This is a genomic window from Emticicia sp. 17c (genome assembly GCF_037153985.1).
Taxonomy (GTDB): Bacteria; Bacteroidota; Bacteroidia; order Cytophagales; family Spirosomataceae; genus Emticicia.
The window spans coordinates 55,648-70,947 of sequence record NZ_JBBAYI010000005.1 but is presented as its reverse complement, the minus strand read 5'-3'; the positions used below and the strand labels follow the sequence as shown (position 1 = coordinate 70,947).

The 15,300-nt window shown below is 42.0% G+C and carries 9 protein-coding genes; 2 read left to right on the top strand and 7 right to left on the bottom strand.

Annotation, left to right across the window (positions count from 1 at the left end):
* Positions 1–99: 99 nt before the first annotated feature.
* Positions 100–813: an SIMPL domain-containing protein gene (locus WAA15_RS11730; protein WP_337042942.1), complete on the top strand. Its 714-nt coding sequence runs from the start codon at positions 100–102 to the stop codon at positions 811–813.
* Positions 814–877: 64 nt separating this feature from the next.
* Here the strand turns inward: WAA15_RS11730 and WAA15_RS11725 are convergent, their stop codons facing one another.
* The 7 genes from WAA15_RS11725 to WAA15_RS11695 form a co-directional block, all read right to left on the bottom strand.
* Complete coding sequence (locus tag WAA15_RS11725; RefSeq protein ID WP_337042941.1) at positions 878–2,989, bottom strand: M48 family metallopeptidase; 2,112 nt, start codon at positions 2,987–2,989, stop codon at positions 878–880.
* A 194-nt stretch (positions 2,990–3,183) separates the two neighbouring features.
* The gene (locus WAA15_RS11720) at positions 3,184–6,135 is read right to left on the bottom strand and encodes a S9 family peptidase (RefSeq protein WP_337042940.1); all 2,952 of its coding nucleotides are present in this window, start codon (positions 6,133–6,135) and stop codon (positions 3,184–3,186) included.
* Between the two features lie 240 nt (positions 6,136–6,375).
* Complete coding sequence (locus WAA15_RS11715) at positions 6,376–7,278, bottom strand: DUF4249 domain-containing protein (protein WP_337042939.1); 903 nt, start codon at positions 7,276–7,278, stop codon at positions 6,376–6,378.
* A 30-nt stretch (positions 7,279–7,308) separates the two neighbouring features.
* Positions 7,309–9,669 carry a TonB-dependent receptor gene (locus WAA15_RS11710; protein ID WP_337042938.1) on the bottom strand — a complete coding sequence of 787 codons (2,361 nt, stop codon included), beginning with the start codon at positions 9,667–9,669 and terminating at the stop codon, positions 7,309–7,311.
* A gap of 729 nt (positions 9,670–10,398) precedes the next feature.
* Positions 10,399–10,980: a TIGR00730 family Rossman fold protein gene (locus WAA15_RS11705; protein WP_337042937.1), complete on the bottom strand. Its 582-nt coding sequence runs from the start codon at positions 10,978–10,980 to the stop codon at positions 10,399–10,401.
* A 279-nt stretch (positions 10,981–11,259) separates the two neighbouring features.
* Positions 11,260–12,168, bottom strand: coding sequence for a DUF72 domain-containing protein (locus WAA15_RS11700; protein ID WP_337042936.1), 909 nt, complete (start codon positions 12,166–12,168; stop codon positions 11,260–11,262).
* A 50-nt stretch (positions 12,169–12,218) separates the two neighbouring features.
* Positions 12,219–14,225 carry a hypothetical protein gene (locus WAA15_RS11695; RefSeq protein WP_337042935.1) on the bottom strand — a complete coding sequence of 669 codons (2,007 nt, stop codon included), beginning with the start codon at positions 14,223–14,225 and terminating at the stop codon, positions 12,219–12,221.
* A gap of 479 nt (positions 14,226–14,704) precedes the next feature.
* On the opposite strand from WAA15_RS11695, the gene WAA15_RS11690 reads away from it, so the two are divergent.
* Positions 14,705–15,271 (top strand): RNA polymerase sigma factor, encoded by a 567-nt coding sequence (locus WAA15_RS11690; protein ID WP_337042934.1) that lies wholly within the window; start codon positions 14,705–14,707, stop codon positions 15,269–15,271.
* The last annotated feature ends 29 nt before the right edge of the window (positions 15,272–15,300 follow it).

The following is a 15,300-nucleotide window of genomic DNA, read 5'->3' as shown; positions in this document are numbered from 1 at the left end:
AGCTTTATTATTTATCTGCCCTGATATGTAACATTTGTTCAGGCTATTGCGTTATGCTTGCGAAACACAACGTTTATTCTTAACATAAAACTAAAAACAATGAAACGACTGATTTTCGCCTTCCTGCTTTCAGGCTTTATATTTAATACTCAGGCACAAGACAAAATGGAAAAAGAACCCATCAAAAAAATTGACGTAACAGGTTCCGCCGAAATGGAAATTGTACCAGACGAAATTTATTTTGCTATTTCGCTCAAGGAATATTTCAAAGATGAAAAAAACCAGAAAGACAAAGTATCTATTGATGTACTGGAAAAACAACTCATTGCTTCCATCTCGAAGGCTGGCTTCCCGCGTGAAAACCTCACAATCGGAACAGTAGCTGGTTACCGTAACTGGGTCGACAAAAAAAAGCCACAGTTTTTTCTGGAAAGCAAAAGGTATATTCTGAAAATGAATAATCTTTACAAGTCAGACGTAATTCTGGATGGAGTTGACGACCGAGGCATCGAATACGTAACCATTGACCACGTAGACCACTCGAAGATACAAGAATACAGAAAAGAAATCAAAATAAAAGCCTTGCAGGCTGCCAAAGAAAAAGCAGCATACCTGCTCGATTCTATCAATGAAAAAATAGGAGAAGTATTACTCATTGAAGAGCTTGACGACCAGTTTTATTCACCTCGCCCTATGCTGGCAAACACAAGAATGATGGCTGCCGGAGATATGGCCCCTATGGACGACAGCACCCTTGAGTATCAGAAAATAAAGCTAAGCTATAAAATGAAAGCCGCTTTCAGAATCAAATAAATTGCGTGTATACTATAAAAAATGCCCTTTCGTACGAGAGGGCATTTTTTATGAATTATACCGTTCATTTATCAGACACTTCAAAAAGGCTGCCCTGCAAATAAATAAAGTCACGTAAGGCATTTACACAGGCGTAATTAATTCGCTGGTTTATCAAATATAGCTGGTTATAAAACCTGTTGAATTTTTCAAACGAAAACAAGCCGTTTCCGGCTGCTTCCAGAGGTTCATTCAGCACATATTCATGAAACGACTCCCCAATAAAAGCCTCTCTTATTTGTTTTGGCATTGTTATTTGTTTCATTGCCTCCAGTTCCTGCAAAACATCCTTGTATAAGGTATTAATAGCCTCTTGTACGGGTAGTATGCTGTATTCGTCAAACGGAAGATTAGCCCTGATATAGTTTGTAAGCTGTTCTATTCGCTCTCTGAACACATCAACCGTTTTAAGTTTTTCCATTAAAACCATATAGATTTCAATTTTTGTTTTAAACTCCGGCGCATTACCTTTTTTTACAGCTTCCTGATACCCAAGCCTTGCGGCCTGATTCTCGAGCTTTACAAGGTTCTGTTTCTGCTCTTCAATTTCTTGGTCCAGTTGTGTGCAAATCCTCTCGGCCTGCTCTTTATTGTATTTCTCTCCGTCAAAATCAAACGATTGCGTTTCTATATGCCCATCTCTAATGCCCTCCAGCACTTGTTTATCCTCAAGGTTTCGGTAATAGACATCGAGCAGTTTTTTGTTTTCCTCGCTGAACACCCCCACCATTTCCACTGATTCATCCTGCAACTCAAGCGCATCAAGGTTAATTTCAAACAAAAATCGGTCATCATAAAAATGCCTCAACACAGGCGGGTACTTGTACTGCTCGTACCGTTCGTCCACACTCGAAAGAAAGGCCGTTTTGTTAATAATTTCGGTAGTATTATCCTCATTTTCTTTTACTTCTGCATAAAATCGTTTTGTAATTTCGCGCTGTAATTTTTCGGCATTATTAAATAAAAGCCATGGCGATTCCTCATTCACTTCGGCTTGAATATGCACAGTATTTATATTGTTTTCGCGGTCTTGCTGGTCAGGATGTGACGACCACTGGCTTTTAAAATAAACCCTGTTTTTAGGGGCTGTTGTCTGCATATAATGGTCGGTCAATACCGGCCGTTGATTCCGCACCACAAGGTTTTTATCTTTTACCATGTATTCAATCATGGCCAGTTGTTTTTCATAAATGTTGTCGGTGCGTTTCTGGTTATTCATTAAAAAAGCAAGCTGGTCAATGGCGCGCTTATAAGCCTCATCTCCAAAAATAACCCTCCTGAGTGCCGAAATAGCAGCTTCATTACCGGCAGCACTTACAGCTATTAAATCGGCGTTATATTCCATTTCTCTCGAAAGCCCCATATAACGGATATTAATGAGCTTATATGCGCTTTTTAATAGTAAGCGAACCCCACTTACCATTTTGCGTGTAATTCGGGCAAACAGGCTGAAAATACCTCCACTGTCTACCCATTTATCTAGCAGTTTATCCCATTCGTCATATTCATATACCATGTTATAAATTGCCCTGTTAACGCTATACACATAGCTGCCTATTTTCATGCTCCGCTGCGAAAAATGCCCGAACTCGTGTGCCAGCACCGCTTTAAATTCGCTTATATTAAGTGAGTTAACCAGCCCCAGCCCTATTTCCAGATTTTTTTTTATGGGCAGAAACATACTCCAGAAACTTGAATTATAAAAAACGGCTGCATTTACATTAGGCACAATAAAAACTTTTTTGGGTGAAGATGCCTTTACCTCTGCCGCCAGGCGATTAATAAAATCAAACAGATGCGGATGTTGTTGTGCTGTAATTTCGACCCGACTATCGTTATTATCTTTCTGCACCGAAAAAACAAATTTCAACAAAAACGCCAGAAACATCAGACCCCAACAAATAATACCACAACCTATGACAACAGTAATCCAGTTAATGCTGTAAGCCATTATACCTATCCCTACCCAGACAGCCACATAAAGCAGCCCTAAGGCTAGCGCAATAAGCAAAAGGTAAGTAACAAAAAACAACGCCATTGCCAACAACACATTTCTAACATTTTTGGTAAAGTTTTTCGAGGGGTTCAGGAAAGAATAATCTGTAATTTTGGGTTGAGGAGGATACAAGTTAGTCATACAACAGTAAAAGATTGGTTCATTTTTGAAGTAACAAATTAAAGACCATTTCCTGAAAGAACTAGTTTTAAAGATTTTTTTTATGAAAAATAAGTAACATTGCTTTAAGCCGACACTCCATAAAGCCCTGAAAACAAAAATCCTGTTGCAGTTTTATACACAACAGGATTTTTATAATATATACCTAAAAGGCGTTATTCTTCGCCCATTACCCTTTTATCGAGGTGTTCGTCTAATGTCAGGCGGTCAATACCTTTTTCAAGCCAGTCTGGTGCAGGTTTACCTTTCAGATGATAATCGAAAAATTCCATCATACGGGCAGCGTAATCTTTACGGTTAGGCAATTTTACCAGCCCGTGGTTTTCGCCTTTATACTGAATTAAAACTACTGGTTTTTTCAGGCGGCGCAAGGCATTGTAATATTCTATCCCCTGCGTAAAGTCTACGGCTCCGTCGGCATCGTTATGCAACATCAATAAAGGCGTGTTTACTTTCTTTACGTGGTATAAAGGCGAGTTACGGTTGTATGCCTCCCAGTTTTCCCACGGTGGAAGCAAACGCCCTTGTGAGGCTTCAAAAATAGCTCCGTTCGACGACCCACTGTTTTTATAAATCAGGTTATACATCGAAATCATATCGGTTAGTGGCGCACCTGCTGCCGCAGCTTTAAACATATTGGTTTGGGTTATCAGGAAACTGGTCTGGTACCCACCCCAGCTATGCCCATGAATACCAATTTTGGTTTCGTCAATGATTCCGGTTTTAAGCGCAGCTTTTACTCCCGGAATTACACACCAAACCGCCGACATACCCGGGTCGTTGAGTTTATACACAATATCTGGAATAAACACAGCATAGCCATTCGAGGTATACATACTTGGGCTCCAGCCCGTACCCGAAAACACCGGATTTGCGAAGTTATGGAGCGTTTGAGATAGTTTTTCGTAATAATACACAATTGTAGGATACTTTTTACCGGCTTCGTAGCCTGCTGGTAAAAACAAAGCTCCTTGTAGTTTATCGCCTTTATCGCTTTTATAATCGATAAGTTTTACCGACGGCGACCACGCATATTTATTCATCAAAGGCGCATTTTCGCTTATTTTTTTGCCATTCCCCAAATCAGCCGAAGTAGTCAGGTAATAGTCTGTTGGGCTTATAAAAGTCTGGCGAGTATACACATAAGCATCGGCTTTTTTAGCTTTGTTTAAGCCGCTCAAGGCGGTGTCTTCCCATAGCAAGCCTTTTACTTTTCCGTTTTCGAGGGCAACAAAGCCGCTTTTCTTGGTCCATTCGCCATATATTCTGAAATACTGCGTTTTGGTCAGGTCAATTCCTTTTTCTTCGGGGTCAAGCACATAACGGCTCTGGTAACGGATTTGCTCAGCCTTGCCGTTTGTTGTCAGGTTCTGCGGAGCAGCCGAGCCATCGGCCGATAGTTGCCACACATCCCAGCCATCGCTTACCAGCACAAAGCGGCTGTCGTTTGTCCAGCCCATTACGTCATACGGTGGCTTGCTCACGTTGTGGTCATCTTCAACATCAATAAACGAGGTAGCGGCTTTATCCGATATAATGCGTGAGGTCTGGCTTTTCATGTCATATACCATCCAGCTACCTGCTTTCCAGTACAAGAATTTAGTGCCATCGGGCGAGGCAGTAGGATTAGCCAGAAAATTAGGTACATAGTGGTTTTCTATCACTTTTGTACGTTTACCTGTATTTACATCAACCACATAAATGTCGGTATATGTCTGGCCGCTCAGGTTATTATCCAGTTCGTAGTTGGTTAAATCCTGCCCTATGCCGTATAGTTGCTTAGGCGCAATGTTCAGGCTTTTAAGAGTGCTGTCTGTTAGCCTGATAAACTTTTTATTGTTTACATCGTAGGTAGAAACAAAACTAAAGTTTTTATCCTGATTTTCCTGTACTTGCTGGCGCGACTGCAAACGTTTATCCTGCCAGTGCCAGATAGCCATATCTGGTTTTTCTTTATCTGCTTCAGGGGCTGCGGCAGCTACTTTCTTGCTCGAGTCGGGTTTGGCTTTAGCTAATGCTTTGGCAAGGTCGTCGAGGGTTTTAATAGTGGTATCGGCTTTTATTTTAGCTAGCTTGTCGAGGTCGTTGCCGTCTTTTCTGGCCGAATCTTTCTTGGCGGCAGGCTTAGGAGTTTCTTTTTTGGCTAGCTCGGTTTTGGCTATACCAAAAAACAAACGGCTGAGGTCTTCTGACCAGAACGGGCTTCTGTTACCGCTGATAGTCATTCCTTTCGGGAAGGCCGTTGTATCTTTTTTAGGCTCGTAGCTTACCAGTTCGGGCATTCCGCCAAAGTTTTTAATTCCTAAAACGCTGTTAAGCTCTGTTTTATATTTTTCGTCCTTTATGCCTTTCAACAAAGCCAGTCCATCGCCTTTTTCAGTCCAGTTTAACGATTTATACGTTGCTTTGTCGTTATCCAGAATCATCACCACGTTGGTGTTCATGTTACGCACCAATACACCGTTTCCGGCTTTTTCGGCGGCATCTATTGTCAGGGCCATCCAGTCACCTTTTTTATTAAAGGCATATTCCGATACGTTACCGATATTCTGTGTTTTTGACGAAGCCAAATCGAACAGCAACAAGTCCGAACCTTTGGCGGCATCAGGGCCAGCAGGGGCTCCGGCGGGTGTCAGGTGCAAAGCCAGTACGGTCGACATCTCGCCGTTGAACGAAAAAGATTTTACCCTTTCAAACTCTGTTTTCTTTTTGTTCGAGAGGTTAATTAAAAACACTTTTTCGGGCAATGGCTTGGGTGCTGGGCCTTTCGCACTACTTTTTTTATCTTTATCTTTCGGATAAACCTTAAAGGCGAACCATTTGGCATCGTCAGAAAAGCTCATACTAAAAAACGAACTTGCTCCCACAGGATACTTGATTTGGGTGGTATCGCTGGTTTTTCTGAGTACCAGTTCGGCATCGCCCTCGTTTGGGTTCAGTATGTAAGCAAACCATGCTCCGTCCGACGAAAGCTGTGTGCCTCCAAAAGCCGGAATGGCTTTCCAGTTCGATACGTCTTTCCAAGTAAGCGCGGGTTTAGGTTTGTCCTGTGCCAGTACAAACCCTGTGCAGAGGAGCCATAAGTAAATGATGAAGTACTTTTTCATGAGAATTTTATGGTAGTATTGATATGAATAGTATAAAAGTAGGCAAAAGTTTGATAAATTAAATCTGCTCTGCGATATAATCTGGTATTTTGCAGTTATAAGAGCCATTAGCTTCTATCAACTTCTTTCAGGCTTCGGCTAGCCTAGCTTTATAATAAGCTGCCAGCACAGCCAACAAAAAATCCGGCAGTACCTTTATTGCTCAGATACTGCCGGATTTTGACTGTAATAAATGCTCGGTTAGTCTTTTGGTTTGGCTTTATTTTTATCAATCACGACCTCCATCGAACTAACGGCCGATATACCAAAGAAGCCGATTGCCTTTTTGCTTGACTGGGCATTGCGATTAATAATATTGGTAGGCAAATTAGAGAGAGGCGTAGAAAAAAGCCCGCCATTTGCCGAAACCTGCTGCACTATCTGTAAATAATAGAATTGTTCTTTAGTAATAGAATGAAGGTCAACAGTAAGGGTATCTTTATCTGAATATAGCTCCCCCCCTAATGACAACCGAACGGGCAAAATAAACAACAGCCCGTCTGATTTTGAGCCAGGGCTAAAACCGGCATCATAGGCTACACTAATCTGACTCGACTTTGAAAAATATTTATGGTTTTTAGCCGCTTTTATCCAGTAGCAATCGCCTTCGCCCTCAAAGTCGGTGGCATAAAACTGTGGCAAGAATCCTTCCTGTGGGCCATTCTCTGGTTTTATCGGGAAACGCTCAACCTTGTAATCAATAGAATCTATTTTTGGAACCCTGTTCAGTTTTGATAACGAAACAAATTCTTCGCCCTCGTATTTTACATACAAGGCATATTGTTTACCAATCTTGTTGAGCGGTCTGGTTTTGGCATCGTACACATAGCTACCATTGTTTTTAACATCTACAAACTCGTACGCTACGCTGTCTTCATCAAATACAATAACGCTTGCACCTAAAGCGGGCTTTACAGGCGAGTTGTCAAAATATGCCTGCGATAAACTTAACTTAATAGTTTGCGGTTCGGCTTTGTTCGTAATTACGGCATCGACACTAAGCTGAGATACGCCGTCCTGCACTTCAATCTGCACTACGTCTTCGCACGAGACGAGTAGCAACGAAACAAAGGTTATGAACAGAATTAATATGTTATTTTTCATCTGAAATATGAATTACGGAAGTTGGATTTATTAAAATTTGAAATTATAGGTAACTGCCGGAATAATTGACCCAAAAATGGCGTATTTCACGGCTTCTGTCTGGGTTTGGTTGTTCTCGTTCTGCCTTACAAATACCGAGAACGGGTTGCGGCGGTTATACACGTTATAAACCGAAAATACCCATTCGCTAGTGCCTTTCTCGAAAAGTGCGTGCTTGTTTTGGCGGGTAGCCGATAAATCCAGTCGGTGCGAAGCCGGAATCCGGTAATTATTGCGGGTATCATAATAATTATGCGGAAGGGCAATATCCTGCCAAACAAACTTATTGGTCGGGAAACTGGCCGGCGTACCTGTACTAAAGGTAAAATTGGCCGAGAAAGTCCAGCGGTCGTTCATGTCATAGATACCAACTACTGCCAGATTATGCGTTTTGTCAATCCTGCTCGGAAACCAATTGTTCTGGTTAAGCCCGGGTATTTTGCGCTCGGTGCGGGCAAGTGTGTAGCTTATCCAGCCATTTACTTTTCCTCTGGTTTTTTTAGCATAAAATTCGGCACCGTAGGCTCTGCCATCGCCAAAAAGCAAATCGGCCTCCACGTTCGGATTTAATAACAAATCGGCATTCCGAACATAATCAATCTGATTATACAGCTTCTTGTAGTACACTTCCACCGATGTTTCATACATATTATCGGCCAGATTATGAAAATACCCCAGTGCTATCTGGTCGGCTAGCTGTGGTTTAATGTTATTGCTGCTCGGAGTCCAGACATCCAACGGCGACGAAGCCGTGGTGTTCGACAACAAATGCAGGTATTGCACCAGTCTGTTATAACTCAGCTTGATAGAGTTATTTTCGGCCAGCCCTATATTGGCAGCAAAGCGGGGTTCAAAGTTACCATATTTCTGAATAGACTGCCCCCAGTCATACGACTTGCTGTCTATAATGGTGCGGCGTTCGCCTGCGGCGGGGGCATCGCCTAGTTGTAGTGCTGTTCCTTTGCCCATGTAGTTATATAACGAGTACCGCAAGCCGTATTGAAGCGAAACCTTCGAGCCGATTTTCTGCTCGTTACCTACATACAAAGCTGCTTCCGACGCAAACTTATCGGCCAGCCCAATGGCTCTTTCAACACCACCCGAAATAGCTACTGCCTGCCCCGGGTTAAATGTATAATAAGTTAATTGCCCGCCAAAGGTAATGGTGTTATTGGTGTTGGGGTAGTAAGTAAAGTCAGGCTTGATACTATACGTAATAATGTTTGATTTCCAGCGGAAAGCATCCTGTTTGTTTTCTTTTTTCAGGTCCGATTGCAGCGCGTAGTCGTAGTTACTGTAAAAAACCGTATTATTCAGGAAGAGCTTATTATTAAATACGTGGTTCCAGCGGAAACTCGTGGTGGCATTTCCCCAGTTAAAGCCAAAGTCGGCCCCGAAGGTATCGCGCCCGAAATAACCCGATAAAAAGAAGGTATTCTTCTCATTCATCCTGAAATTTGCTTTGGCCGTAAAGTCATAGAAATAAAACCTCGAGCCTTTCAGGTCGTCTTTCAGGAAAGGTTTTGCCAGAATATCAATATAAGAACGGCGCAACGCAACAATGAACGAACCCCTGTCTTTAATAATAGGCCGTTCGTAAGTGAATCTTGAAAAAATACTACCAATTCCGCCCGAAAACTGGGGTTTCTTGGCATTGCCTTCTTTCATTCTTACATCCAGAATAGACGACACCCGACCGCCATACTGCGCCGGAACCCCACCCTTGATGAGTTTAACGTCTTTAACTGCATCAGGATTAAATACCGAGAAAAACCCGAATAAATGCGAAGAGTTATAAACGGGGGCTTCATCGAGCAGGACAAGGTTCTGGTCAATACCCCCACCGCGCACATTAAAACCAGAGGTTCCTTCACCTACTGACGTTACACCGGGTAAAAACTGGATACTTTTAATAATATCTACTTCCCCTAGCAATGCCGGCATTTTTTGGATAGTTTTAATATCTACTTTATTGACCGACATTTCCAGACTTTTCACGTTTTCGTCGGCTTTTTTGGTACTCACTACCACTTCCTGTAAAACCTTTGAATCGTCTTTCAGTTCAATATCCAGTTTTATATCCTGCGCCGATAAATCGATGGTTTTTATCACTTTTTCATATCCTATGTAAGTAAAAACCAGATTGTAAGTGCCTTTGGGGAGTGTAAGCGAATAAAAGCCATAAGTATTGCTTTGTGTACCTGTTTTCATTTCCTGCACATATACCGAAACGCCAATAAGCCCCTCTCCGTTAGCAGCATCTTTTACATAACCGCTTACTGTTAGTTTATCTTGGGCGTGTAGATTAGTGAAGTAAAATAAACTCAAAATAAATAGGAGTATTTTTTTCATAAATTGGATTTTTTCAAGTAATTACCGTTGATTGTGAATGTATTATAAGCTAATAAATAAAACAAAACATAGTTTGGCTACAAAACTATTAACGCCCGTGAAGCACTCAAAGTTTTATATGATAAAGCAGAATTTTTTAAGGATGAACGTCTGCATTACAGAAGTAAACACCAATCTGCGGGTCTTTTTCATGACAACTCAATAAAACATCTCCCCCTATACCTGTTCAGTATTTTATTATTTACAGTTGCTTAAGCTGAAACTTTTGCCTGAGAATACCCTATACATTATTATTGGAATGCAGTAATAGACCTAACAAGCTACAAGAAACACGAAGGGCCAAGAGAAGATTATCCGTTATTGAATAAAAGGGCTTGCGGGTGGGGCTTTAAAATGGCTATGCCAAGCATTTTTTCGATGATTCTGCCCTGACCTGTTTTTCATGACCGACAAGTCAGGAAATAAGTTTATTAAATACAACAGCAGGCTCAAAGTCAATAAAAGTCATGATGCCATATACAAATCGGTACGACGTTCTTATTAGCCGAGCGTTTACAGGCTTTGCTTGCGCAGGAGAAGGTTTATAATTTTAATATATGTGGCTAATTGACAAGCCTCATTTATACTACCTTTAGTATATATACTCTTAGTAAGGCAGCCCCAAATGTCTATGAAGTATTTTACCTGAAAACCTTAAGATGCTACTTACAAAACACAGAACGATGCTTATCAGGCATCGCCTCGGTTAAGCCATTTCTTGTGTGGAACAGGCTTAAAGTCATCCATTTTCTGAAGCAGGTCGTCAACATTATCAGCTATGAGCAATAAATCTCTGCTTTCCTGTTTTAAAAAGCCTTCTTGCACCATAAGGTCTAGCTGTTTCAGCAGAAAATCATAAAACCCATTTACATTTAAAATACCAATTGGCTTACTGTGCAAACCCAATTGCGCCCATGTTAGTATTTCAAAGAGTTCGTCAATACTCCCATACCCACCGGGTAGCGCAATAATGCCCTCACATAGTTTTTCCATCAAGGCTTTGCGCTCGTGCATTGTTTCGACCTCGTGTAGTTCCGAAAGCCCTTTATGCCCTACTTCCATTTTAATCAGAAAATCAGGAATTACCCCTACCACATACCCGCCATGTGCCAGTGTGGCATCGGCAACAACGCCCATCAAGCCCACACTACCGGCTCCGTATACCAGTTTTATATTATTTTCTGCAAGTTTTTTGCCTAAAGTTTCGGCGGCTAGTTTATAGGCGGGGTTTTTACCCGTATTTGCACCGCAATACACTAAAATGCTTTTCATTAGATTTACTTTCAAAATGGGTTTTCGGCCAAGCTACTGGCTGATAATCAAGATTTTATTTGTTTTTGGTTTTTTTTCGTTTGCCCAACAGCGCAAAAAAATAAAACCCAACAAAATGCTGGGCTTATTTATTCGCTAAATTTGTCAGGAAAAAAAATCTTTGAGTTTTCAATGGCTTTTTTCCTAAAATCTTTGTGAAATAATATAAAATTTAACTTCAAGACTTTAGTATAATTTTCTGCAAGTTATAGACTTACGCGTAATAATGCAAGAATTTTTTCAGAAGAGGCTTCCCTGTACAACCTGCGGTGTAATCTTAGGCTCCTGTATACGAAGGTTAGCGTTTTTATTTAAGTTTTTTATCCAGTAGCTTGTTAGCTCGGGGGCATATTTGTTGTCGCCGCAATGAATAAAAATGTAAATGTGGCGCAAACCTCGTTTAATCCAGTCACTTATTTTCAAGCACCATTCATCGGCCCTTGTGTAGTCGGTTGGGTGTAGTTCATTCCCTACAAAGCGCAGCATCAGGCTGTTATTGGTCAGGCTCATGTGCAGTACATCTCTGCGCCCCGATACGTCCGACATCACCGTTCCTACGCCGAGTTCGGCCAGCATCGTGCAGGTTTCCCGCCATACGGCCTTATTACTGAACCATTTTTCATGCCTGAACTCCACAGAAACCGGAAAAGCCGGCGGCAACGATTTAAGGTATTTTTCGAGGGTTTTCAGTTGTTTAGGCTCAAACGCTGGCGAAAGTTGCAGGAAGGTCCGCCCCAGATTATCACCCAACTGCAAAACCGCGTGGCAAAACTCGGCTGTCAGGGCCTCTGTTCCTATCAGTTGCCGGTCGTGGCTGATTGCCTGTGGAAACTTGGGGCAAAACTTAAAACCTTTGGTGGCTTCTTCTTTCCAGCGGCTAATCATGGCTGGTGTGGGGCTTTGGTAATGCGTTACATTCAGTTCAATGGTATTAAACTGCCTGATATAATAATGCAGAAAGTCTTTTTCTTTAGCGTTTGACGGATACACCTTACCCACCCAGTCTTTATTAGCCCATATAGGTGGGCCAATGTAAACCTCAGGGTTTTCAGGCGTATTAATCGAAGATAATATGCTAGCTGTAAACAGATTTTCAGGCGGAAGCGTAAAATCTACCCCTGAAATATCCTGTAATTTTCCGAAGTCCATTGCTGTAAGTTTTATAGCGGCCTTAAGCCAAAGTTATGTGTTTGTCAGTCTTAATTTAGTGCATATACCCTGCATTCATGTTGGGCAGAATAATGCGCGGTATCGAACAGCAACGTAAGCGGATGGTTAAATGTTACTTCTTTCAGTACGTGGTCGTCAATGGGCTGGCTGGCATCCAGATTTGCCACAAAAACATACTTGGCGTTATCCTGCAATGTCCACACCATCAGCTTTTGCTGTTCATGAGGTTCTAACAACCAGCGCACCTCTCTTGTTTTAATTTCGTCCCATATATTTTCGGCCAATGCCCGAATTTGTTCAAAAATAGCAAATTGTTCAAAGTTTTTCCCCCAACTAAAGAGGCCATTTGTTACCTTGTCGGTTTCATTCTGGTCTTTTATTTCAAACACATATAGCTTGCTATACTCTTCGTTAGGGCCTCGTTCGAGGTGCAGGTTACGGGTTTCAAAGCCCAAGCTCATATAACTGGGCATATCTGTCAGAAACAAACCCATAAAAAACCGCAGATGGTTTCCGGTCTGATAAAACACATCAAATCGGGGGGCATCTCTATCGGCCGTAATAAGTGTATAACAGGGCGCAAAACGCTGGTTTCTCAACCATGCCCGATAATTGGCAAATTTGTGCATATATTCTGCCGAGCCAACAATTGTCGACTGTAAATCGCCCAGTGTTGAATCGGCCTCTATGGCTTCCAGATGTTGCCGCTCATCGCCATAGCTCATGCTGTCAGGCTCAGCCAGAAAGGTTTCGGCAAAAAAACCAAAATAAGGCACGCCGTTGTTCTGTACATACTTTTTAACTGCCCTAAGGGGGTCATAGTAGTCGTCAATGGTAGCAGGCACTCCTTCGGCTCTTGGCTGCACGTGGGCCATATCGCCACGCATAAAATCGAAATGGTAGGCTTGCTGGCACTCATATATTTTCTGGCACAAGTAGTTCCAGACATATTTATTGGGGTGCTGAAAATCGAGTTTCCAGTGTGCGTTATCATCTTTTGAATGATAAAACTTATAACGCGCCAAAGGGCCAAACACCCGCGACATAGCCTGTGGTTTATCAAACTCATAGGTATACCAGCGGTTGCCGTTGCCGTCCAGAATATATTCTTCGTTCTTGATATGTAACCCTCTGTACGGCGGGGCCATTGTCATAGGCAGGGTTTCGTATCCCTGATAAACAATATCCTGCATAATTTCAATTCTGCGGCGCAAACGACCCTGATAATCGGTTTTATGCCCGAATAGTATTTCCAGCCGTTGCTCGTCTGTCAGAATCGGGATTTCCGGCGAAAAGAAAACATTTCTGGAATAAGACAAGGGCGTGCCGTTGGCTGTACCGTGCCGATGCAGGTATAACCAGATAATTTCTTCTATTTCCCGATAAAGCGTTTCCGAATGGCTCGTAATACGCCCCCCTACTCTACGCACCCATTCAAAAAAGCGTGGGTTTGCAATAGCCATTTCCGAAAAACGGTCGGTATGCGGAATTACATCCATACCCACACTTTTACCCATGGCGTGTAGCACATTTACAACAGCCGTAAGTTGTTTTTCTACGCTGTTAAGCTGCGGAATTGCCGTGGCTAACTCCTGACTGAAAAAATGCGGGTTAATATTAAAGCTCGTCATGCCATAGAGGCTTCCTACTACGCCCGGCTCCCAGATAGGTAACAGGTGAATAGAATCCTGCGACTTAGGCAATGTTAAAGCATATTTAATAACATTGAAAAAATTACCTACCGTGCGCACATTTACTCCCACCATATTTGATTGTTTCAGCCAGCGTCCGTCTGGATAATGGCTTACCGGACTTTGCACTACCTGATTGGGGTCTAAAGCACGTTGGAGGGTTTCGGTACCTAAGCGGCGTTGAAGAATATCTAAAATTTCGTAAATGTTTATCTGAACAGCTATTTCAGGCAATAAGTTTTCTATATAAGACGCCTGATGCGAGGTATATTTATCTTTATATATATAATGATTCTGACGCCACAAATCGAACATCAAGGGCTTAGCAAGTGTCTCAGTTGTCATTGATGTATAAGCATGTAATATACAAAGTTATAAAATAGCCGTTATATACAAGAACTTACAAGCCTTTTTTTATCTAATGGCGAAGCCTAACTTCCTGACTAATAGGCAATAAACAAGCAACTGAGGCAGTTTTAATATTTACGTTGTAAGGGGGCAAGTTGGGGGTTTTGTGGCTATGCCTCGCCTCACCGAAAGATTAAGCAGTAGGCTTTCGGGTACTCTTGCATAGCGCGCTATTGCAACCCTCAGCAACAAGCACACTGGCAGGCAATGGCACTAATTATTAAGTTTTAGCTTATATTTACTGGCTTTATTCACTCAAACAAGGAGTTTTTCTGAATTATTTTATGTTTATCAGGGTTATCAGTCATCATATTAAAATATTTCTTACGGGTTCCAACCATTTCAGAAATAATGGAATCATTTAATAAAAAACCCCTTTTCAATCCATACGGTTGGCTAAAAAACTTACCCTTTTCATGCACCGCGAACATGAATTAGTGCAGGCTTGCATCAGGCAGGAACGTCTTGCGCAGCGACAACTATACGAGTTGTTTGCGGGCAAGCTGCTTGTTACGTCTATGCGGTACATGAAAAACAAGGCCGACGCCGAGGATGTGCTGCAAGATGCGTTTATAAAGATTTATCAGAAGCTACCCACTTTCCGGTTCGACTGCCCGCTGGAAGCATGGCTCAGAAAAATAGTAGTAAACACAGCCTTGAAAGAACTCCAGAACCAACCTAACTGGATGCAACACACCGACAGCGAACTGGTGGGCGATACGCTTGAAGAGGCAGACTTCACGCTTTCAAATTTTCAGTTCGACCAATTAATGCAAATGGTGAACAGCTTGCCAGATGGCTGCAGAACCATTTTTAACCTGTATGCCATTGAGGGCTATCAGCACAACGAAATAGCCGAGTTACTGGGCATTTCGGAGGGAACCTCCAAATCGCAGTATTCGAGGGCCAGAAGCCTTTTACAACAAAAACTGGGTAGCAGTATGCGACGGATGGAAAGCAAAACCCCAGTTAATAAATTATAATGATAAACACTCAAGTAAGACACGAATTT